20 protein-coding genes and 1 pseudogene are annotated in these 21582 nt (G+C 68.6%); 12 read left to right on the top strand and 9 right to left on the bottom strand.

Features of this window, described 5'->3' with window-relative positions; translation table 11 throughout:
- Positions 1 to 87: 87 nt before the first annotated feature.
- The 3 genes from R9B84_RS23760 to R9B84_RS23750 form a co-directional block, all read right to left on the bottom strand.
- The gene (locus R9B84_RS23760) at positions 88 to 924 is read right to left on the bottom strand and encodes a TOBE domain-containing protein (protein WP_423762513.1); all 837 of its coding nucleotides are present in this window, start codon (positions 922 to 924) and stop codon (positions 88 to 90) included.
- A gap of 48 nt (positions 925 to 972) precedes the next feature.
- On the bottom strand, positions 973 to 2607 hold the full coding sequence (locus R9B84_RS23755; protein WP_423762512.1) for a CHAD domain-containing protein: 1635 nt from the start codon (positions 2605 to 2607) through the stop codon (positions 973 to 975).
- 126 nt (positions 2608 to 2733) lie between these two features.
- Complete coding sequence (locus R9B84_RS23750; RefSeq protein ID WP_423762511.1) at positions 2734 to 3117, bottom strand: tautomerase family protein; 384 nt, start codon at positions 3115 to 3117, stop codon at positions 2734 to 2736.
- Between the two features lie 109 nt (positions 3118 to 3226).
- Between R9B84_RS23750 and R9B84_RS23745 the strand changes: the two genes are divergently transcribed.
- The 5 genes from R9B84_RS23745 to R9B84_RS23725 all read left to right on the top strand — a co-directional run bounded on the left by R9B84_RS23745 (position 3227) and on the right by R9B84_RS23725 (position 7929).
- On the top strand, positions 3227 to 4084 hold the full coding sequence (locus R9B84_RS23745; protein ID WP_034185176.1) for a LysR family transcriptional regulator: 858 nt from the start codon (positions 3227 to 3229) through the stop codon (positions 4082 to 4084).
- 41 nt (positions 4085 to 4125) lie between these two features.
- Complete coding sequence (locus R9B84_RS23740) at positions 4126 to 5049, top strand: DMT family transporter (protein ID WP_096474851.1); 924 nt, start codon at positions 4126 to 4128, stop codon at positions 5047 to 5049.
- A 67-nt stretch (positions 5050 to 5116) separates the two neighbouring features.
- Positions 5117 to 5896, top strand: coding sequence for a sensor histidine kinase (locus R9B84_RS23735; protein ID WP_423762510.1), 780 nt, complete (start codon positions 5117 to 5119; stop codon positions 5894 to 5896).
- A gap of 76 nt (positions 5897 to 5972) precedes the next feature.
- Entirely contained in the window at positions 5973 to 7316 is a 1344-nt protein-coding gene (locus R9B84_RS23730) for a hemolysin family protein (protein ID WP_423762509.1), read from the top strand.
- A gap of 28 nt (positions 7317 to 7344) precedes the next feature.
- Positions 7345 to 7929 (top strand): thiamine phosphate synthase, encoded by a 585-nt coding sequence (locus R9B84_RS23725; protein ID WP_423762508.1) that lies wholly within the window; start codon positions 7345 to 7347, stop codon positions 7927 to 7929.
- Positions 7930 to 8011: 82 nt separating this feature from the next.
- On the opposite strand, the gene R9B84_RS23720 is transcribed toward R9B84_RS23725, so the two are convergent.
- Positions 8012 to 9664, bottom strand: a complete 1653-nt coding sequence (locus tag R9B84_RS23720) for a DUF3459 domain-containing protein (protein ID WP_423763563.1) — start codon at positions 9662 to 9664, stop codon at positions 8012 to 8014.
- 304 nt (positions 9665 to 9968) lie between these two features.
- On the opposite strand from R9B84_RS23720, the gene R9B84_RS23715 reads away from it, so the two are divergent.
- Positions 9969 to 10676, top strand: a complete 708-nt coding sequence (locus R9B84_RS23715; RefSeq protein ID WP_423762507.1) for a class I SAM-dependent methyltransferase — start codon at positions 9969 to 9971, stop codon at positions 10674 to 10676.
- A 258-nt stretch (positions 10677 to 10934) separates the two neighbouring features.
- Entirely contained in the window at positions 10935 to 11603 is a 669-nt protein-coding gene (locus R9B84_RS23710) for a glutathione S-transferase (RefSeq protein ID WP_423762506.1), read from the top strand.
- Positions 11604 to 11609: 6 nt separating this feature from the next.
- Here R9B84_RS23710 and R9B84_RS23705 read toward each other — a convergent pair whose 3' ends face one another.
- A complete protein-coding gene (locus tag R9B84_RS23705; RefSeq protein ID WP_069750155.1) occupies positions 11610 to 12263 on the bottom strand; it encodes a DUF1345 domain-containing protein in 654 nt (217 codons plus the stop codon).
- 139 nt (positions 12264 to 12402) lie between these two features.
- On the opposite strand from R9B84_RS23705, the gene R9B84_RS23700 reads away from it, so the two are divergent.
- On the top strand, positions 12403 to 13134 hold the full coding sequence (locus tag R9B84_RS23700) for a metallophosphoesterase (RefSeq protein WP_423762505.1): 732 nt from the start codon (positions 12403 to 12405) through the stop codon (positions 13132 to 13134).
- A gap of 331 nt (positions 13135 to 13465) precedes the next feature.
- Here the strand turns inward: R9B84_RS23700 and R9B84_RS23695 are convergent, their stop codons facing one another.
- Together R9B84_RS23695 and R9B84_RS23690 are read right to left on the bottom strand one after the other, a co-directional pair.
- Positions 13466 to 14161: an RES family NAD+ phosphorylase gene (locus R9B84_RS23695; RefSeq protein ID WP_423763562.1), complete on the bottom strand. Its 696-nt coding sequence runs from the start codon at positions 14159 to 14161 to the stop codon at positions 13466 to 13468.
- A gap of 2 nt (positions 14162 to 14163) precedes the next feature.
- Entirely contained in the window at positions 14164 to 14583 is a 420-nt protein-coding gene (locus tag R9B84_RS23690; protein ID WP_047901428.1) for an MbcA/ParS/Xre antitoxin family protein, read from the bottom strand.
- 247 nt (positions 14584 to 14830) lie between these two features.
- Here R9B84_RS23690 and R9B84_RS23685 point away from each other — a divergent pair, with 247 nt between their 5' ends.
- The gene (locus R9B84_RS23685) at positions 14831 to 15613 is read left to right on the top strand and encodes an ABC transporter substrate-binding protein (RefSeq protein ID WP_262544031.1); all 783 of its coding nucleotides are present in this window, start codon (positions 14831 to 14833) and stop codon (positions 15611 to 15613) included.
- A 1155-nt stretch (positions 15614 to 16768) separates the two neighbouring features.
- On the top strand, positions 16769 to 17155 hold the full coding sequence (locus R9B84_RS23680; protein ID WP_423762504.1) for a GtrA family protein: 387 nt from the start codon (positions 16769 to 16771) through the stop codon (positions 17153 to 17155).
- Between the two features lie 39 nt (positions 17156 to 17194).
- Here R9B84_RS23680 and R9B84_RS23675 read toward each other — a convergent pair whose 3' ends face one another.
- Both R9B84_RS23675 and R9B84_RS23670 read right to left on the bottom strand, forming a co-directional pair.
- Positions 17195 to 18676 carry a sigma-54 dependent transcriptional regulator gene (locus tag R9B84_RS23675; RefSeq protein ID WP_047901431.1) on the bottom strand — a complete coding sequence of 494 codons (1482 nt, stop codon included), beginning with the start codon at positions 18674 to 18676 and terminating at the stop codon, positions 17195 to 17197.
- A gap of 461 nt (positions 18677 to 19137) precedes the next feature.
- Positions 19138 to 20061, bottom strand: a complete 924-nt coding sequence (locus tag R9B84_RS23670) for a metal-dependent hydrolase (protein WP_423762503.1) — start codon at positions 20059 to 20061, stop codon at positions 19138 to 19140.
- Positions 20062 to 20641: 580 nt separating this feature from the next.
- Between R9B84_RS23670 and R9B84_RS23665 the strand changes: the two genes are divergently transcribed.
- Both R9B84_RS23665 and R9B84_RS23660 read left to right on the top strand, forming a co-directional pair.
- Complete coding sequence (locus R9B84_RS23665) at positions 20642 to 20983, top strand: FKBP-type peptidyl-prolyl cis-trans isomerase (RefSeq protein WP_006479474.1); 342 nt, start codon at positions 20642 to 20644, stop codon at positions 20981 to 20983.
- Between the two features lie 25 nt (positions 20984 to 21008).
- Positions 21009 to 21581 (top strand): annotated as a pseudogene (locus tag R9B84_RS23660) (AraC family transcriptional regulator); the annotation flags it as partial.
- Position 21582: the final 1 nt, after the last annotated feature.

The following is a 21582-nucleotide window of genomic DNA, read 5'->3' as shown; positions in this document are numbered from 1 at the left end:
TGCCATGCAGACGACGTCCGGCGCCGGCTTCGCCCCGTCCGTCACACGATCGCCGCAGCGCGCCCGCGCGCTGCCCTGCCGTCGACGTCAGCCCGTCACCGCGAGAATCACGCTCGATGCCTTGAACAGCGCGATCGCCCGCCGGCCGGCGTCGAGCTGCAGCGCATCGACGCTTTCGTTGGTGACGACGGCCGTCAGCGTCCCGCCGCCGTCGAGCGCCAGCGTCACTTCGCTGTTCACCGCGCCCGCCGTGACGGATTCGACGCTGCCGCGCAGCCGGTTCCGCGCGGACACCTTCAGCTCGGGCCCGCCATCGTCGACCGCCAGCACGACCCACGACGCCTTCACCAGCGCGCACGCGTCCGCACCTTCCTGCAGGCCGAGCGCATCGGCGCTTTCGTGCGTCAGCACGGCGACGACCGGCTGCCCGCCGGGCAGCGCGAGCGTCACCTCGTCGTTGACGGTGCCGCGCACGATCGACGCGACCTTGCCGAACAACTGGTTGCGCGCGCTGGTCTTCATCCCGATCCGGCCGATCAGCGCCCAGTCGACGTCGAACCCGGCAACGGCCGCGCTCGCGGCCTCGATGAAGCGGCGATGCTCGCGCTCGATCGTGCGGAACGCGGCGATCAGCGACGTCGCGCGCGACGTCAGCGTCGTGCCGCCGCCCCCCTTGCCGCCCGTCGACCGCGCGACGAGCGGTTCGCCGGCGAGATTGTTCATCGTGTCGACCGCATCCCATGCAGCCTTGTAGCTGAGGCCGACGGCCTTCGCCGCACGCGTGATCGAACCGGTGTCGCCGATCGCCGCAAGCAGCGCGATGCGCGTGGCGCCGCCGAGCGTCTGCTCGCCCGCGCGCAGCCACAGCTCGCCGCCCAGTTCGAGCGGTTCGGAGGACGGGGACGAATGCGGTGCGTCGGTCATCGGTATGGGTGCGGGAAACGGGCGGGCATTATAGTCAGCGCGCGCCGCTCAGCGCGGCTTGCCGTCGAGCTTCGGCGGACGCAGGCTGGCCAGCAGCGTCTCGGCATCGCGCGCCGCACGCTGTTCGAGCGCCGCGCCGTAGCCGCGCACGAAACCGAGCTGGTACGGCGGCGCCGCCAGTTGCTCGAGATGTTGCAGCGCGACCATCGTGTCGTTCGATTCGCCGAGCACGCTCTGCACGCGCGCGAGCGTCTTGATCGTCTCGTTGCGCGTGCGGCGCGACGCCAGCGACGCGAAGAATTCGAGCGCATAGCGCAGCCGCTTCGCGTCGATCCGCACCTGGTGGCGCGCAGCCGTATCGAGCGACGTGAGCGACGGCGATGCGTACAGATGGCCGAACAGCCGCCGCACACGCTTCGTCGCGTGACGCCGCAGCGACGGTGCGTCGCCGCCTTCGGCAGGCGGCAGCGCAAGCGCGCTCAGCCATTCGAGCCAGCCGAGCGTCAGCCGTGCGTAGCGGGCCGAATGCAGTGCCTGCCGCAGCTCGACGCGCGCGGCCATGGACTGCGCACGCGCGGCGTCGAGCGTGCCGTTCCAGTCCGCACCGCCACCGTCGGCCGCGATCAGCGCGGGCAGGCTTTCGGTCGAGAACACGTCCCAGTCGCGCACCGTGCCGAGCAGCGCGACGAGCCAGCGCAGGTCGACACCGAGCGTATCCCGCCATTGACGGTCGGCAAAGAGCGGAAAGAAGCGCATCAGCGTGCGCAGGCGCCGCAGCGCGACGCGCATCTGGTGCACGAATTCGGGATCGTCGCGCTCGAGCACGCCGCCCTCGTTGCCGAGCCATTGCGCCGTGATGTCGCCGGACAGCGCGAACAGCGCGGCGCGCTGCGTGCGGATGCCGGTCAGGTCGACGAGCTGCGCCTTGACCGGCCCGGCGGCAGCCGGCTCGCCCGCACAGATGCGGTCGATCACGCTGGTCAGTTGCACGAATGCCGGCCACGCGCCGCTCAGTTCGCGCGCCGCGGCAAACAGCGCGTGCAGCGCGGCTGTGCGTGCGGCCAAGGTTTCCCAGTCGGGCGCGGCGAGACGCAGCTCGACGTAGCGGCGCGGCGGCTCGCCGCCGCCGTACAAAATGACGTCGTCGAGCGTCATCTCGACCACGACGCCGCTGTCGTCGGCCCACCGCCCGCGCCGCCGTTCGCTGACGAGCCGCAGCGCCGACGATTCCGGCGACGCACCGGCGGCCGGCTGCTCCTTGGATTCCGGCGCGACGCCATCGACTTCACCCGTCGGCGCGTCGGCATCGGCCGCGACGGCCGTCGCGGGTACGGGTAGCGGCATCGCGACGACGATGCCCTCATGCTCCGCGTCGAACAGTTCGCGCTGCGTGACGCCGGGCGCGAACGCTTTCGTGCGGGACGCGACGACGCGCCTGCCATGCGCATTCGACTCGACCCAGGTCCACCAGCTTGCGCCGGGGCTCGGTTCGGCCTCCTCGACCTGGCACGGCTCGATCGTCACGCGCTCCTGGCCTCGCCTCATCCGGACCTGCGGGCAGATCCGCCACGCACGCACGAGTTCGGCGCCGAAATCGCGCTGCGCGCCGCGGGCGCGACTCGCAGCCTTGACCGGCCAACCTTCCAGCGACAGCGACAACACGACTTCCAGCACACGCGACATGGAGGCTCCCGCACATGAAGAATCGCCGGCGCATCGTCCGCGCCGGCGTCGCCCGTGAAGCAACTTCCATAGTACACGCCCCCAAAGCGGGCTGGCGACGATCCGGCCCCGTCGCGCTGTCGCACATCAAACGGCGTATTGCGCGATGCCGTTGCCGAACGACCAGTCCTCCTTCAGCACCTCGACAAGACTGATGAATACGTCCTGTTGGCGCACGCCGGGCTGCTGCGCGAGGTTCTCCGCGATCGTCCGGTACAGCGCCCGCTTCTGCTCGAGCGTGCGCGTGTTGTTCGCGGTGATCTGGATCATCACGAGATCGTCGCTGCGTTCGATGTCGAGGTAATGGCGGCCGAACACGAAGTTCTCGGCCGCATGCTCGGTGACGACCATGAAGATGTCGTCGTCGGGCACGTTGAACGTGTGCATCAGCGCGCGATGCACGCCGTCGACGAGCGCCGCGCGGTATGCGGCCGGTTTGCCGTCGCGCACTGCGATACGGGTGAATGGCATGGTCCTGCTCCTGTCGGTGACATTGAAGAACGGAAACGCAGCGTCAGGTTAGGCCTGTCGATCTATAATGAACAGTCATCAATGAATATTTCATTCATTTTAATTTGAAATGAAAGTACTCGACCTCGATGCCGTACGCGCGTTCGTGCTGGTCGCCGATCTCGCCAGCTTCACGCGCGCCGCCGATGCGCTCGGCACCACGCAATCCGCCGTCAGCCTGAAGCTGAAGCGGCTGGAGGCACACCTCGGCAAACCGCTGCTCGCGCGCACGCCGCGCGTCGTGAAGCTCGCCGCCGACGGCGAGAACTTCCTGCCGGCCGCCCGGGCGCTGCTCGACGCGCACGACCACGCGCTCGGCGCGATCTCGGCCGGCACGCACCGCCTGTCGCTCGGCGTCAGCGAGCACGTCGCGGTGCCCGACCTGCCGGCCGTGCTCACGAGCCTGCATCGGCAGGATCCGGGGCTGTCGCTGGAAATGCATCTCGGGATGTCGGCGGGCCTGCTCGCGCAATACGACGAACGCCGGCTCGACGCGGCGATCGTGCGGCACGAGCCCGGCGAAGACCCGCCGCGCGACGACGGCACGCTGCTGTTTGCCGAACCGCTGGCCTGGCTCGCCGCGCCGGACTGGGCACCGCGCGCGGGCGAGCCGCTGCCGCTCGCGGTGCTGGCCGGCCCGTGCGGCGTGCGGGCCGCCGCGCTGCGCGCGCTCGACCATGCGGGGCGGCCGTGGCGCGAGCGCTTCACGGGCGGCGGCGTCGCGGCGGTCACGGCCGCCGCCGCCGCGGGGCTCGCCGTCTGTCCGCTCGCGCGGCGTGTCGCGCCGCGCACACTGGTCGACGTCGGCGCGAAATTCGGGCTGCCGCCGCTGCCGCAGTCGCAGGTCGTGCTGTATTCGCGCGTGCGTGACGCACGTGCGGCCGCCGCGCTGCGCAGGTTTGCCGACAGCCTTGCAATCTCGGCGTAAACTATCGGGTTTAGCCGCCCGTAATCTCCAGAAGAATTCAAATGAAACCCGAAGCCCGCAAGCACCTCCGCGCCAACCTGCTGATGCTCGCCGCCGCCGCGATCTGGGGCTCGGCGTTCGTCGCGCAGCGACTGAGCCTCGACGTGATCGGGCCGTTCCTGTTCACGGGGCTGCGCTTCCTGCTCGGCGCGCTCGTGCTGGTTCCGCTGCTGATGCTGAACACGGCGTCGCGCGCGCAACTCGCGGCGATCCGCCGCGAACCGGCGCTGCTGCTGCCGGGCCTCGCGCTCGGCGGGCTGCTCGCGGTGTCGATCTCGCTGCAGCAATTCGGCCTGCAGTACACGCGGGTCGCGAACGCGGGCTTCATCAGCTCGCTGTACGTCGTGATCGTGCCGCTGATGGGCGTGTTCGCGCGCCACCGGATCGGCGCGGGCACGTGGTTCGGCGCGCTGCTCGCGGCGATCGGCCTGTATTTCCTCAGCATCGACGAGCATTTCTCGGTGCTCTACGGCGACTGGTTCCAGCTCGCGGGCGCCGTCATCATCGCCGCGCACGTGATGGCCGTCGGCCATCTCGCGAAACGCCACGATCCGCTCGTGCTCGCGTTCCTGCAGTTCGTCGTCTGCGGCGTGGCGTGCCTCGCGGTCGGTCTCGCCGTCGAGCCGGTCAGCGTCGCGATGCTGCGCGGCGCGCTGCCGACGCTGCTGTACGGCGGGCTGCTGTCGGTCGGTGTCGGCTATACGCTGCAGGTCGTCGCGCAACGCGACGCGGCGCCCGCGCACGCGGCCGTGATCTTCAGCATGGAAGGCGTGTTCGCGGCGATCGCCGGCTGGGCCGCGCTCGGCGAAACGCTGACGCTGCGCGCGCTCGTCGGCTGCGCACTGATGCTGGCCGGCCTGCTCGCGTGCCAGTTGCTGCCGAACGGCGACGCGCGGAAAAAGGACGAGGACGCGCTGCCGGCGTGACACGCACCGTCCCTATAATGGCGGTTCGCGTGACAACCACGCCAACCGCTTCCGACAGGCCTGCTCCGTGACGTCCACTTCCGTCGATCCCGCCGCCGACCTGCTGCGCGAACGCGCAGCGCACTACGCTACCCAGGCGGCGCTGTTCCTGCGCGACCAGGCACTCTCCACCGCGTCGCACGACCTGCGCAGCCCGCTGAATGCGATGCATAGCTGGGCGTACGTGCTCGAGCGCCAGCTCGCCAATGCCGATCCGAACCTGCAGCGCGCGCTCGCGGGCATCCGCACGGGCATCGACCAGCAGGTGACGCTGATCGACGACGTGCTCGATGCGCCGCGCGCGGAAACGCGCACGCTCGCGATCGCGCCACGGCCGTTCGCGCTGCGCGCGCTGCTCGACGACACGATCGCGCTCGTCCGTTTCGCGCTCGCCGACGCACGGGAGGTCGCGCTCGACGCGACGCTGCCGGACGGCGAGCCGTCGCTGTCGGCCGACCGCGAACGCATCGCGCAGGCGCTCTGGACCCTGCTGACGGCGGCCGTCGAGGCCAGCGCCGCCGGCAGCCGCGTGACGTTCGCTTGCACGCGCGACGGTGCTCAGTTCGTCGCGCGCGCCTCCTGCACCGTCAGCGCCGACGCGCTCGCCGATCCCGCGCAACTGCATACGTTCGAATCGTTCGCGCGGCGCGAGATGCTGCGCGAGCGCGACGCGAAGCGGATCGCCTGGGCGCTCGCGCTGTGCCAGCGCGTTGCGCTCGCGCACGGCGGCACGTTCTCGCATACCGCGTTCGCCGACGGCGCGACCGCCGCCATCACGTTCGCCGTTCCGTGCGAGGCGCCGGTGTAAGCAATCGGCCGCCCGAGACATTACAAATTCATTTCAGGCTCTATACTGATGGGCCTGTCATAACCGGAGCGATTCTTTGTTACAGATCTTCGCGCTCATCGGCGCGTTGTTCCTGGTGGCCCTGAACGGGTTCTTCGTTGCGGCCGAATTCGGCCTCGTCAAACTGCGCGCGACGCGCGTCAAGACCCTTGCCCGCAAGCACGGCCTGCGCGGGCGCATCCTCGGCGTCGTGCACGGCCGGCTCGACGCGTATCTTTCCGCGTGCCAGCTCGGCATCACGCTCGCGTCGCTCGGCCTCGGCTGGGTCGGGGAACCTGCCTTCGCGGAACTGATTGGCCCGCTGCTCGACCTGATCGGCGTGCAGTCCGAACGCGTCGTGCACCTGATCTCGCTGGTGTTCGCGTTCTCGCTGATCTCATTCCTGCACATCGTCGTCGGCGAGCTTGCGCCGAAATCGATGGCGATCCGCCAGTCCGAAAAGGTCGGCCTGTGGGTCGCGCTGCCGCTCTATGCGTTCTATTGGGCGATGTATCCGGCGATCTGGGTGCTCAACAACAGCGCCAACGCGGTGCTGCGGCTCGCGGGGCTGTCGGCCGACCATGGCGGCGACGCGCACTACTCGACCGACGAGCTGAAGCTGATCCTGCGCAGCCGCCGCAGCACGGCCGGCAATGCGGCACAGCCGGCGCGCGGCACGTACAGCAACGACGAGTGGAACACGCTCGCGCATTCGCTCGATTTTTCGTCGATGACCGTGTCGGACCTGATGCGGCCGGCCCATGAAATGATCGGCCTGCGGCGCGACCTGCCGCTGCCCGACAACATGGAGATCGTCGCGCGGCACCGCTTCAGCCGCTATCCGCTGTTCGAGGACGCGTCGCGCGAACAGGTGAGCGGGCTGATCCACCTGAAGGACCTGCTGCTCGCGCGTCACGCCGGTGCCGCGCTGGAAGACCTGTCCGACTACGTGCGCCCGGTGCAGTACGTGAGGCCCGACACCCCGGCGCTCGACCTGTTCCGCCGCTTCCGCAAGGGCGCGCCGCACTTCGCGCTGGTCGGCAACAAGGGCGAGAAGCCGATCGGCTTCCTGACGCTCGACAACCTGCTCGGCGCGCTGGTCGGCCAGATTCACGACGAGTTCCGCCAGGGCGATGCCGACTGGAGCCGCCTCGACGACGGCACGCTGATGGGCAAGGGCAGCCTGCCCGTCGTGTCGCTCGAGCAGGCGCTCGGCATCGACATCGACGAAGGCCGCGCGGAATCGGTCGGCGGCCTCGTGATCCAGGCGCTCAGCGACCTGCCGACCGAAGGGCAGCGCGTGTCGTTCGACCGCTTCGACGTCGTCGTGAAGAAGATGAACGGGCCGCGCATCGTGCTGGTGCGCGTCTATCCGAAGATCGCGAAGGAGGCCGACGAATGACGGCCTCGCGTTGTCGTCGCCGCACGCGATGAACGCGACGCTGCCGCGCTGCTGCGTGATCACGCCGGAACCGGCGTCCGCGTCGGCGGCCGATTGCGATGCGTTCCTCGACCGGCTGTCGGCCGTGCTCGCGCGCGGCGAGACGCTCGTGCAACTGCGCGTGAAATCGCTCGATGCGGCCGCGTTCGCGCGGCTCGCCGCCGCGGCGCTCGCGCGCTGCGATGCCGCCGGCACGCACCTGATGCTGAACGGCCCGATCGATGCCGCCGGCGTGATGCGGCTCGACGGCGCCGGCTGGCATCTCGACGGCACCGCGTTGCGCGCCGCCGCGCAGCGGCCGTTGCCGGCCGGACGACGGGTGTCCGCCGCCTGCCACACGCTGGACGACCTGCTGCTGGCCGCGCGCGCCGGCGCGGATTTCGTCACGCTGTCGCCCGTGTTGCCGACGCTCAGCCATCCCGGCGCGCCGACGCTCGGCTGGACGCAGTTCGACGCGCTGGCCGCCCAGGCCGCGATGCCCGTCTACGCGCTCGGCGGAATGACGCGCGCGCATCTCGACGACGCGCGCCGTCACGGCGCGTACGGCATCGCGGGCATTCGCGGGTTCTGGTAACTCGGGGCGGTCCGGCAGTGCAGCCGGGCGCGGAAGCACCCGGCCGTTCGGAAAGTCACGCTTTCACGCGCTCAGGCGTTCTTCACGCGTTCAGGTTCGGTCGCGCTCCACGCCACGAGCCGTCGTCGATACGACGCACGTCGTGTGTGAGCGCGTACCGGTTGACGTCGCCCGTCAGCCACGCGACGAGCGAATACGGCGGCAATTCCCCTTCATCGACCCGGTCGCGCGCGCGCGCCGGCGTCTCGAACACGACCTGCCCTCTCGGCGCATCGAACGGCACCGCATCGGGCGACAGGTTCAACGCGATCGTCAGCGTCTCGTCGTCGGCAAGGCGCCATGACGCGAGCAGCGCGTCGGCATCGCCGTCGCCGTTCGCCTTCAGCGCATGCGCGTCCTGCGGCCGGCAATCGGACAAGCGCGGCGCGATCAGCTTCGCGCGCACCGCGAGCGCCGACTGCACGAAATGCGCACGATCGGCGTCGCGCGCGGTTTCGTCGAAGATCAGCGGGATCTGCGGCGTGAGCAGCGACAGCGCGAGCCCGGCCAGGCCGGCCTCGTGCCCGCTGTCACCCTGGCCGCAGTCGCGCCACGCGCCATCGGACAACACCAGCGACGTCAACGACAGCCCGGTTTCGGCGGCCATGCCTTCTCCCGACGCGGCCGGCTGGAACGCCGCGCCGGCCGCGGTCAGCGCGCGCGCGAGCGTGTGGATCGACTGGTGCGTGGAAATACCTTCGTGGGCCGACGTGTCGCGCCCCGTCAGCCGGTGCAGCGCGCGTTCGCCGCAACCGTTCCATTGCGCATCGAAATGGGTATCGGCGAGATGCGCCGGATGCCGCTCGCTGCCGAGCACGAGATGGATGTACCGGTCGGACGGCACGGCCGCGCGCACGCGGTCCGCGATCTCGCGCAGCCACGATACGCCGATCCGGTCGGCTTCGCGCAGGCGCAGCCCGTCGCAACGGTATTCGTCGATCCAGTACAGCGCGTTGTCGCAGAAGAAATCGCAGACTTCCGGATGATCGAGCGCCAGCGGCGGCACCTGCAGCGGATCGTCGCGCGTATGGAAGAACGGCGCCGCGTAGTGACGCAGCGCCTCGGTACCGCTGCCGAAGCGCGCGTAGTCGAGTTCCAGCAGCACCGCGAGACCGTAGCCGTGCGCGTCGTCGATCAGCGCCTTCAGCGCGTCGGGGCCGCCTTCGGCCGCAAGCGGCGCGAACGGCAGGCTGTCGTGCGGCGATGCGAGCAGTTCCAGCGCAGTCACGCCGAGGCGCGCGAGTTGCGGCAAGCGGCGGCGCACGCCTTCGAAGCCGCCAACGGCATGCGGGCGAATCGCGTAGAGCGCGATGTCTTGCCACGGGCGCCCGCGCCAGAACGTGTTGCGCCACGTGAATGCGCGCGGATCGACGACCTCGCTCGGGCCGTTGAGCCCTTCGGGTTGCGAACGCGACGCGGGATCGGGAATCGACACGGCATCGTCGAGGCGATAGCGGTAACGCTCGCCTGCGCCGCAATCGGCGAAGACTTCGAACCAGTTCGGGCCGGCGGCCGTCATCGGGACGAGCGTCGGGCCGAAGCCGGTATCGAGTTCGAGCTGGACCTGCGTGCTGCCCGGCGCCCACACGCGAAAATGCGTGCGCGGTGTCGTGCACAACGCGCCACAGGGCTGCGCGCCAAACGGCAAACAATGAATGTAGTGCTGCGCGTACGGATCGTGCGGACAATCGGACATCATGCGCTCCTCGTGCGTGCCGAGCGGCATGGCCGCGCCAGTGGTGCGGCGCATCGGGGCCCGGCATGCGACGGCCAGGCGGGGGGAGAGGAACGAGTATGCGCCGGATTCGCCACCGCGATGCATCGTGGTCAGACATTTTTAAATGCGAATCGACCCCCGGAAAATCGGCAGCCCGACGCTTGCCGAGTCGGGTAGTCGGCATACCGGAATGACCGCTCGCCTTGTTGCGTCGACCACGCGCGCTTACGCTCTGCGCGATGCTCGCGGACACGTCGTCCGCGCCCAACCAGAGGAACCCGCCATGTCGCTTCCCGCCAGCGCCGCGAAATTCGATCCGGCACGCGCACACGAATACGCCGAGCAATCGCGCATCGCGCTCGCCGGCTACGATGCCTGCCACGAACTCACCGCGTGCATGCTCGCGTCGGCGATCGGCGTGCCCGATGCGCGGATACTCGTCGCGGGCGCGGGCGGCACGGGGCAGGAAATCTGCGTGACGGCCGCGCTCGAACCGGGCTGGCAGTTCACGGCCGTCGACCCGTCCGCGCCGATGCTCGCGCTCGCGCGCACGAACGTCGAAGCCGCGGGCTTCGGCGCGCGCACGACGTTCGTCGAGGACAACGTCGATGCGCTGCCCGACGCGCCCGCGTTCGATGGCGCGACGCTGATCGGCGTGCTGCATCATGTCCCGGGCGACGATGCAAAGGCGGCGCTGCTGCATGCGATTGCACGGCGCCTGAAGCCCGGCGCGCCGCTCGTGCTCGCCGGCAATCATCGCCGCTACGCGGACCACCCTCGCCTGCTCGACGCGTGGCAGCAACGCTGGCGCATGAATGGCGCGACGCCCGACGCCGTACGCGCGCAACTCGCGAAGATCCTGCAAGGCGCCGATCCGCCCGCATCCGAGGAAGCCGTGTTCGGCCTGCTGCGCGATGCGGGCTTCGATATGCCGCTGCGCTTTTTCGCAAGCCTGTTCTGGGGCGCATGGATCGCGGTGCGGCGCGCATAACGGCTCGAAGCGGCTCGAAACGGCGGGCGATGCGATTCGCGTACACGCCGCACGCGCTAGTGTAGTGTTCGGTGCTAAGCGGTGCTTATGTGCCAGCGGATTCGTGCTCGTGGCAAGGCGCAAACCGCAGCGATGCCCAGTGGCATCGCGAGGATTTGCAACGCAGCCACGGGCGCGAAGGCGTAGCACATAAGTGCCGATTAGCGCCGAACACTGCACTAGGTATGATGTCGTTCCCGCCCCCCTGCCGGCCTCGACATGCTCACCGTCCACCACCTGAACAACTCGCGCTCGCAGCGCGTGCTCTGGCTGCTCGAAGAACTGGATGTGCCATACGAGATCGTGCGCTACGAGCGCGATCCGAAAACGATGCTCGCGCCGCCCGCGCTGCGCGCGATCCATCCGCTCGGCAAGTCGCCCGTCGTCACCGACGACGGCCGCACGTTCGCCGAATCGGGCGCGATCATCGAATACCTGGTCGAGCGCTACGGCAACGGGCGCCTCGCGCCGCCGCCCGGCACGCCCGAGCGGCACGACTACACGTACTGGCTGCACTATGCGGAAGGGTCGGCGATGCCGCCGCTGCTGCTCAAGCTCGTCGCGCTGCGGATCGCGCATGCGCCGATGCCGTTCTTCGCACGGCCGATCGCGCGCAAGATCGCCGACACGCTGCAGTCGGGCTTCGTCGATCCGCAGATCGCGTTGCACCTCGGCCATATCGACGGCGCGCTGAATCGCACGGGGTGGTTCGTCGGCGACGGCTTCAGCGCGGCCGACATCCAGATGAGCTTTCCGCTCGAAGCCGCGACCGCGCGCGGCGGCGGGAGCCAGTACCCCGCGATCGCGCGCTTTCTCGACACGATCCACGCGCGGCCCGCATACCGGCGGGCGCTGGAACGCGGTGGCCCGTACGACCTGCTCAAGTAACCGGCGTCAACTCAGCAACCCCGCCGCGACGTTGATCGACAGCCCGAGCACGGCCATGTTGAAGTAGAACGACAGGATCGACTGCGCGAGCACCGAGCGCCGCGCGGAACGGTTCGCCAGCGACACGTCGGCGGTCTGCGACGCGACTGCGAGCGTGAACGCGAAATACAGGAAATCCCAGTAATCGGGTTCGGGGTGCTGGTCCGGAAAGCGGAGCGCGCGGTCGCTGCTCGGCGAGCCGTAGTAGAGCCGCGCGTAGTGCAGCGTGAAGATCGTCGGGATCAGGAACCACGCGCCGAACAGCGTCGCGCCTGTTACCGCGTAATGGCCGAGCCCCGCGCGAAACCCGACGCCCTTGGCCGTCGCCAGCTCGATCGCGATCGCGGCCACGCTCGCGACCGTCGCGAGGCAGACGACCGTCAGCACGGTGGTGGCGTTTTCGTCCTCGCGGATCGCGATTTCGCGCACCTTGTGATGGTGCGCGGTGACCATGCGCACCCACATCAGCGCGAGATACAGCCAGATCGCGCAATCCCAGCCGATCAGCGCACGCACGGTCGGACGCAACGGGAACGGCAGCAGCACCGCGCACAGCAAGCCCGCGACGAACGCCGCGACCATGCGCGGCCGGTTGCGTAATACCTGCGGATAAAACGTCATCGTGAAATTCCGAAAGCGGATGGAAAGGGTTCGAGCGGCGCGCGGGGCGGCCCGCTGCGCCGCGCCGGCGGGTAACGCGCCCCGATTATCGCCATTCCATCGTGACGTGGCGATGGGCGCGAGCGCCTAAGATACTGGGATGACTGCCACCGCCCCCCTCTGCCGCCACCCCGCGAACACGGCCGGCCGCGACTTCGTCGTCGGCGACCTGCACGGCTGCGTGGACGTGCTGCGCGCGCTGCTGTACGACATCCGCTTCGATCCGGCCCGCGACCGCCTGTTCTCGGTCGGCGATCTCGTCGACCGCGGCCCGGCATCCGAAGCCACACTCGACCTGCTCGACCGCCCGTGGTGCCACGTCGTGCGCGGCAATCACGAGGAAGTGCTGAGCCTCGTGTCGCGCGGCAAGCTGTCGCCCGACGCGTGGCGCGGGATCGGCGGCGACTGGGGCGCCGACCTGCCGCCGGAACGGCTGCGCGCGCATGCGGCACGCGTCGACGCGCTGCCGCTGGTGCGCGTGATCGGCGACGGCCCCGAGCGCTTCAACGTGCTGCATGCGGAATTCTTCGGCTCGGACGCCGACCTCGACACCGGCAGCTACTCGCACGACGTTCGCGAGCGGTTGATCTGGGGCCGCGATCTCGTGCAGGGGCTCGCCGATCCGGCGCGGCAGGCCGGACTGTCGCTGACCTGCACCGGGCACACGCCCGTGCGCGCACCGCAGCGGATCGGCGCGCAGTGGTTCATCGACACCGGCGCGTTCGCGCAGTCCGGGCGGCTCACGCTCGCCGAGCCGCGCACCGGCCGCACATGGTCGATGACGCAGGCCGAGGCGCGCGAACGCCACGCGGGCGACTGGCCGCTGCCCTGATCCCCTCGCGCCCTCGCACCCGCATCGACCCGCGAGCGAGCGTTAGGACCTGTTCCCGCTAATAACGGGCTTGCGCTGGCCACGAGAAGGGCCGAGCGCCAGGATTGCGACGAAGCGAATACTCGACGTATTCGCAAGGAGCATGACGCAGCGATCGGCCCTTCTGGTGGCCAGCCCCACGAATGATTTTTTCCAAACAGGGGAACGTGCCTTGCCGGCCGCATTGCGGCGTCGCGCGTCGCTTGTTTGGCTCGGCCAAACGGCGCTCCTTGCTTCTTGCACTACAGCCGGCAAGGCACGTTCGCAAGCCCGTTATTAGCGGGAACAGGCCCTAACCGACCTGGTTGAGTTCGAACACCGCGTCGACGGTCGAGCCGTTCCAGTTGTATTCGAGGTAGGCCGCATGATGGCAGTCGCGCAGCAGCGCGGTGCGAAACGCCGCCAGACACTCGCCGCGCGGGTCGCGCACCGACGGATAGACGATCCCCGCGCCGCCCGCGTTGCGCACCGCGCGGCCGAGCGCCTGCCCCGCGCTGTAATCGAGCGGATGCAGCAACGCGGGATCGCGCTGCGGCCACGTGCGCACGTCGACCACGTCGCCCTGCGCGAACACCGTGTAGAGCCGCATCTGCTGGCGCATCGGCGGCTCCTTCGTCGCAGCCAGGAACAGCGCGCCGTGATAGCGCGTTTCGGCGATCGCCGTGTCGCGCGAGCGGGCGCAGTAGAACACGCCGTAGCTGCCGTCGGAAAAGCGGCTGCCCTGCGGATTCAGGTGCGTGAACGCGGCCATGATCGGCCCCCAGCCCAGCCCGTAGCGGCGCTCGGCGGGCGGCACGAGGTCGAGCGTGCCGACTTCGTTGCGGATGCGGTCGTTGGTCAGCGATTCGAGCGCGTACAGCGCGTCGAAATCGTCCGCCGACGCGACGCGATCGAACAGGTTGATGGCCGGAAAACGGGTGGGAATCACGCGATAGGCAGGTGCCCAGTCGACGGCGGTCGTGGGCCATTGTTTTGCTTCGATCGTCATCGTCACGCCCAGCCACCTCGCATCGCGTCGAGATATTGCCGGACGGCGACCAGATCGCCGACATTGCCGGCCAGCATCCGGTCGAGTGCGCGCTTGCCGCCGAACGGCGCCGCGTCGTTGGGCCGCTTGACCCATGCGTCGGCCGAGGCCGGCTGCGGCAGCAGGATCTGCAGCGCCTTGTAGATGCCGAGCAGCAGCGATAGCCGCTCGAGCGTATCGCGCGGCAGCCGCGCCGATTCCGGCGCAGCCTTCCACTTGAAGAACGTCGAACGGCCGGGCGACCCGAGCAGCACGATCTGCTCGTCGATCGTCAGTTCCCAGTCGCGCGCGATGTTGAAAAACGCACGCAGGCCAGCCGCCGACATTTGCGCGAACGAGGCCTGCGGCGGGGCGGAATGCGATTCGTAGGCAGGCTGTGACATGATCGTTAGTCTCTAAATGAATTCACTAACAAGACTAGTCCATTTTCGTATTTTTGCAAGGGTCGACACCCGACGATCGGCCAGCGGTGGCCGCCCCGCGCATCCGACAAAACGATATTTTTTGTCCATTCTGGACTCTTATTTTATTTTCTGCGTTAATGGCCATGCGGACACCGCGCGCAGACGCGGTTCGTGTCCGTGGAACCGTGTCGCACAGAACCGGAAGCACCCCGCCAAGGAACACACCATGAAGAGACTGATTGCCGCTGTTTCGATCGCCCTGCTCGCGGTATCCGCAGGCCCCGCCGTCGCGAAGGACTGGACCACGATCCGCTTCGGCACCGATGCCAGCTACGCGCCGTTCGAGTCGAAGGCGCCCGACGGCAAGCTCGTCGGTTTCGACATCGACCTCGGCAACGAGATCTGCGCGCGCCTGAAGGCGAAGTGCGTGTGGCTCGAGAACGATTTCGACGGGATGATTCCGGCGCTGAAGGCGAAGAAGTTCGACGCGGTGCTGTCGTCGATGTCGATCACGCCGCAGCGCGCGGAGCAGATCGGCTTCACGACGAAGATCTACAACCAGCCGACGCGGCTCGTCGTGAAGAAGGGCTCGCCGCTGCTGCCGACGGCCGAATCGCTGAAGGGCAAGTCGATCGGCGTCGAGCAGGGCACGACGCAGGAAACGTACGCGAAGGCGTACTGGGGCAAGCAAGGCGCGAACGTCGTGTCGTACCAGAACCAGGACGGCGTGTACGCGGACCTGACCTCGGGCCGCCTCGACGCGGCGCTCCAGGATGAAGTGCAGGCCGCGATCGGGTTCCTGAAATCGCCGCGCGGCGCGAACTACCAGTTCGTCGGGCCCGAGCTCGTCGACGAGAAGATGCTCGGCATCGGCGCCGGCATCGGGCTGCGCAAGGAAGACACCGACCTGAAGGCGAAGATCGACCGCGCGATCGTCGACATGGTCAAGGACGGCACCTACAAGCGGCTCGCGTCGAAGTACTTCGACTTCGACATCTACGGCGGCTGAAACGGCGTCGCGCGCGTACGGGCACCACTCCCGCCACTCCCGTCGCGCGCGTCCGACCCCCCCTCCCCTCACCACCGGGCGGCAACGGCATTGCGCCGTTCGCCGCCGCATCGAATTCATCCTCCGTCGCGCGCGCTGCGCAACGCGTCAAACCTGATACGGATTGCAGATCAATTGCAATGGTTCGCGCGACCGATGAGCAACGCGACCGGATAGCGTGCGAATTCAGTAGGCGAAGATCGGGCGTCGCGATATCGGCGCCCGTGCGCACATGCCCTTTCGAATCGGGTCAGCATGCAGGAAAGTCCCGACCCGGCGCGGATGACCGGCAACCAGCCGGATCCGCCTCGCACCGGGCGCGGAGAGATGGCCTGTCGATGCATGCCGGCCGGCTGCGAGAACGACGTTCGACCGGCGATGCCCCGTATCACTGCGATCGCGGCCGGCCTGCCGCGGTGTGTGGTGATCGATCATTTTTCTACCCCCGATTTCAGTCTGATGCTTGTTCCGGCAGCCGGACGATGCCGGTGCCCCGACGATCAGGCGACGACGCTCCGTGCTCGCCGGAGCGCGGCTGCTGCGCCGCGCTCCGCCGCCGCATCCCCGCGGACTGCGTCCTGGCCGGTACTGACAGGGTTCGCTGCGGAACCGGCCGGACCTCGCGTCGTCGACTTTCGTACACCTTCATTCGCAAGGAGCGGGCCAGCTTCGCGCGCGCCCATCCGCACAAGGGGTTGGGCGCGCGGGAGGGCAGCCGGAACGGGTGCGGAAGGCCGGAAGTTACGAAACTGAAACATGCGGCGCGCGGCACGCGCCGGCCGCGTGGCGACCCAACCTTGCGGGATAAGGCTGAACAATGGGGCACGGAATTCTTACCGACCGGTGCCGTTCCGATCGGCCCGAATCGCCGCAGAAATTCACCCGGTTGCCGACGCGAAATGTTTCATGCGCTTTACATGCCGTCGGCGGCATCGGGGCCGCTGGTCGTGCGCGGGCCGGACCGGCGATGGCGGGGCCGGCCGGTCCCGCTGCCGATCGCACGGCTATACTGCGAAGCCGAAACGCGCCACGCATTGCGCGTGACCTTCACCGGCGAACGCCGCGCCGCGCGACAACGCTTCACGCGACACCTCACCGCCCGCAGACCGCCCGTCGATGATCCGCACCCTCAATGCCGCCGAGCGCGCCAGACTGATCCGCTTCGGCGTGTCGGGCCTCTGCTCCACCGCGCTGCATGCGCTGATCGCGGCCGCGATGTTCGCGCTGTTCGATGCGACGCCCGTGATCGCGAACGCGGCCGCGTTCGTCTGCTCGACCGCGTTCTCGTATCTCGCCAATACGCTGTGGAGTTTTTCGTCGCCCGTGACGTGGGGCAACTTCGCACGCTTTCTCGCGGTCGCAACAGCCGGCCTCGTCGTCACGATGCTGCTCGCGCACGGCACCGGGATGCTCGGGCTCGCGCGCGCATGGAGCGTCGTCGCGGTCGTGCTGTGCGTGCCGCCCGTCACGTTCGTGCTGCACCGGCTCTGGACGTATCGCTGAACCCTGACACCGAACCGGTTCAAGCACCTTGCGTGCCGCTCAGCCGACGCGCTGATGCCCCGCGTCGCCGGACGGCGCGCCGTCGTTTCCGCCGTTGTCGCCGTTCCCGCCGCTGTTGTCGTGATCGTTCAGCCCGTGCTCGATCATCATCCGGTAGAGCGTCACGCGCGAAATGCCGAGTTCGGCGGCGGCCTTGTTGATCCGGTGATCGTTGCGCAGCAGCGCATTCTCGATCGCGGTGCGTTCGGCGAGCGCCCTCGCCTGTTCGAGCGTCACGGGTTCGGTTTCGCCCGGCGTCTCGAGCCCGAGATCGTGCGGTGTCAGCAGCCGGCTCTCGGCCATCACGATCGCGCGCCGCACGCGGTTGATCAGCTCGCGCACATTGCCGGGCCATTCGTAGCGCCGCATCGCATCGAGCGCGGCCGACGTGAAACCGCTGATCTTGCGGCCGCTGTCCGCCTTGAACTTCTGCAGCACGTAGTGCGCGAGGATGTCGATGTCCTTGCCGCGCGCGCGCAGCGGCGGCTCGTGGATGCGCAGCACGCACAGGCGGTGATAGAGATCCGCGCGGAAGCGCCCGGCCTCGACCGCGCCGTCGAGATCCACGTGCGTCGCCGAGATGATCCGCACATCGACCGCGATCGATTCCTGTCCGCCGAGCCGCTCGATCTTCCCTTCCTGCAGGAAACGCAGCAGGCTCGCCTGGCTTTCGACCGGCATGTCGCCGATCTCGTCGAGAAACAGCGTGCCGCCGTTCGCCGATTCGATCCGGCCCGCGCGCCGCTGGTTCGCGCCGGTGAACGCGCCGCGCTCATAGCCGAACAGTTCCGACTGCAGCAGGTGATGCGGAATCGCACCGCAGTTGATCGCGACGAACGGCCCCTTGCCGCGGACGGAACGCTCGTGAATCGCGAGCGCCGTCAGTTCCTTGCCGGTGCCCGACTCGCCGGAGATGAACACGCTGGCGTCGGTCTTCGCGACCTTGCGGATCGTGCTGAACAACTGCTGCATCGCCTCGCAGTTGCCGATCATCCCGTGTTCGCCGATCGACGCCGCATAGGCTGCGCCGTCGACGCGGTCGAGCGCGGCCATCCCGCGCGCATGACCGAGCACATGCGAAATCCATTCGTAGGGCAGCGGCAGCGTCACGTAATCGAAACAGTAGCTGCGGATCAGTTCGCGCACGGCGGGACCGATCGTGATGCCGGCCTGCGCAATCGAAATCCAGCCGATCGCCGGCTGGCTCAGGCACGCCTTCAGTGCCGGATAGTCGCGTGACGTGAACCCCGTGAAATCGACCAGCCCGGCGGCGACGTTTACGCCGGATGTCATGTTCTGCGCGGCGCCGGCTGTTTTCGCGACCGCGATCTCCCAGCCGAGCCCGCGCAGTTGCGCAAGCAACGGCTCGTCGGGCGCACGCATGATCACGAACAGCTTGCGGCCGGCCTCGGGAGCGGTGACGGATACTTGCGTCATCTCGGGCGCCGCATGCCCGTCTGCGTCGGGTGACCTTGCAACCATCGTTGTTCCCCGCTTGGCGTTGGTATCGCGCGCCGGCTCGACGACTCGCCGCCGCGAACGACGGACCATGATTGAACCGACATATTGGCCGCATTTCGGTACGAATAAAATCCCCCCGTGCATGAATCGTGCGTGAGGTGGACATCGTCATGAACGGTATATCGATGCGGCGGGCCTGCGGCTAGATGGGTGTTATCCCTGTAGCGTGCGCGGCGCGAACCCGGAACGGGCGGGCGCGCAGCGCGCAAAGCCGCGCCGGTGCTGGCGCGCGGCGTTCGCGTGCGATGCGGCGCACGCGGGATCGGCTATCCGGGATATGCACGCGAGGTCGGTCGACCGGACCGCCGGACGCCCGCGCAACCCGCTCCGATCGACTTCCGTCAATCGTCAGAGGAGGCCGGCTGATGCAGGAACGCAACATGCGCGGCCCGACGCCGCCCATGGGGGAGCGGCCGATTGTGTCAGCGGCCTGACGCGACCGGCGCCAGCGCGTTCGCGCGGCCGCGGCCGCGGCCGGCCGGGGTGCCGCCGTGGTCGCCGTAGGTGTCGACGAGCGCGTCGACCCGCGCGAGATGGTAATGGTTGTCGTGGTCCCACGGATGGAAGCCCGGCCGGAAAAAGCTCAGCCATTCGCCGACGATGCGCGGGAACAGCCCGCGGCGCGGCCCGTACAGGAACGCGATCATCCGCAGCATCCCGCGCATGTGATGTCCGGCGCCGCGATCGCGCCACAGCAGCGTCGCGTGCATCAGGAACACGGTCGGCCAGAACGTCAGCGTCGTCAGCAGATACACGCCGATGCGGATCAGGTAACGGCGCAGCCCCGGCTTCATCGCGGCATTCCACACGTCGAACGACACGGCCTTGTGCTCGGTTTCCTCCAGCGCATGCCATATCCACATCTGCCGGTAGCCTTCGACCGAGCCTTCGAGGCGCGTCGGGTCGCGCAGCAGCCAGTCGGCGAGCATCGCCGTATAGTGTTCCGCCGCGACCGTATGCGCGAGCTGCACGGAATGCGGCAGCGTGCGCTTCATGTAGCCGAGCACCGCCCACACGCGCTTGTCGAGCTTGCGTGCGGGCAAACGGTTCGCCTGCATCAGCTCGTTGTATTCGATGTGCTCGCGCGTATGCATCGCCTCCTGGCCGATGAAGCCGAGCACCTGCTGCTTCAGCACGGGATCGTCGATCCGGTCGCGGTAATTGCGCACCGCATCCATGAAAAAGCGCTCGCCGGCCGGAAACAGCAGCGACAGCGCGTTGAAGAAATGGGTCACGTGCGACCCGAGGCCATGCCAGTCCTTCGCGCGTTCGACCGGCAGGTCGAAGCGCAGGTCGCGGCGCACCGGCATGATCCCGGCTGCGGTGGCGGAAGCGGCTGACTTCATGTTCATCGTTCTCCTGTTCCGGAGCGGCCCGGCGCGTCGTCCGACGCGGCCGGCGCAGGCCCGGGCGGCGCATTGCGCACCGCCAAAATCTTGACATCGACAGATGTAAAAATAGGCCGCCCGCGCCGGCGCGTGCAAGCCGCGCGGTAGATGCGCGCTTCCAAACAGGGCACGGTCGGAAAGGCGGAATAAACGATGTTCGAACAGCGCCTGGACGGGCCTCGATTCGAACGCGCTCGTCGACCTGCGAGCCAGGCGAGGCAGTCGGCGCTGCGACTCTCCAGCGGCCCGAAAGCCCCATGCGACGGGCGTTCCGAGGAATCCATCGGCCGCGTGCGGAATGCGGAATACTGCCCAGGTAGCACCGATTCATACGCGCGGCGCACGCGCGCGGTGCAACCCCGGTCGCGCGGCCCGTGAAAAATTCAAACGCGCGTTCCATTCAAGTTTTCGGCAGTCGGCGGCGCGGCGTCCCGCAGCCGTCCGCGACACGCGTGCCGGCGGGCGAAAGCCACGTGCGGCGACCCGCTGCGCGCTCGCCTACAATAGCGGTTTTACGTAACCTCTTTCAGGAGAAGTCATGTCTGTCATCACGACCGAATCGGGCCTCAAATACGAAGACCTGACCGAAGGCACCGGCGCGGAAGCGCAAGCCGGCAAGACCGTCAGCGTCCACTACACGGGCTGGCTGACCGACGGTCAGAAATTCGATTCGAGCAAGGACCGCAACGACCCGTTCGCGTTCGTGCTCGGCGGCGGCATGGTCATCAAGGGCTGGGACGAAGGCGTGCAGGGCATGAAGGTCGGCGGCGTGCGTCGCCTGACGATCCCGCCGCAACTCGGCTACGGCCCGCGCGGCGCAGGCGGCGTGATTCCGCCGAACGCGACGCTCGTGTTCGAAGTCGAACTGCTCGACGTCTGACGACGCAACCGGCCGTTTCCTTCCGATGGAACGCATCGCCTCCCCCGCCATTGCGCTGCGCCGCTACGACACGTGCGAAGCGTCGGACGTGCACGACTTCCACCAGGTCGTGCTCGGCGTCGATGGCGCGATGGTGATGGCCGTGGACGGGATCGGCCGGCGCATCGACCGGCACGCGGCCTGGCTGATTCCGGCCGGCGCGCGCCACGATTACGCGGGCCTCGGCGACAATCGCCAGCTCGTGATCGACCTGCCCGCGGCATCGCTCGCGGTGCCGCAGCGGCTGTTCGACCGCGCGCGGGCCGTGTCGATCGATCCGGCCCTGACGTCGCTCGTCGCGCAGGTCGCGGCGACCGCCGCGCAGCTCGATGCACCGGCGGGCGACACGCGGCAGGCAGCCGCGCACCGTTTCCAGTGGCAGGCCGCCGCGCGCCTGTGCGGCGCGCTGCTCGACGAAACCGGCATCGACGCGCCCGCGTCGGGCCTCGACTTCGCGCGCATCGACCGCTGGCTGCGCGCACGACTCGCCGAGCCGCTGCGCATCGCCGATCTCGCCGCGCACTGCGGCTACGGGATGCGCCGGTTTCATCGGAGGTATC

It is taken from the genome of Burkholderia sp. NLJ2, assembly GCF_049487195.1.
Lineage (GTDB): Bacteria > Pseudomonadota > Gammaproteobacteria > Burkholderiales > Burkholderiaceae > Burkholderia > Burkholderia pyrrocinia.
This window is presented reverse-complemented; position numbering and strand designations above follow the sequence as displayed.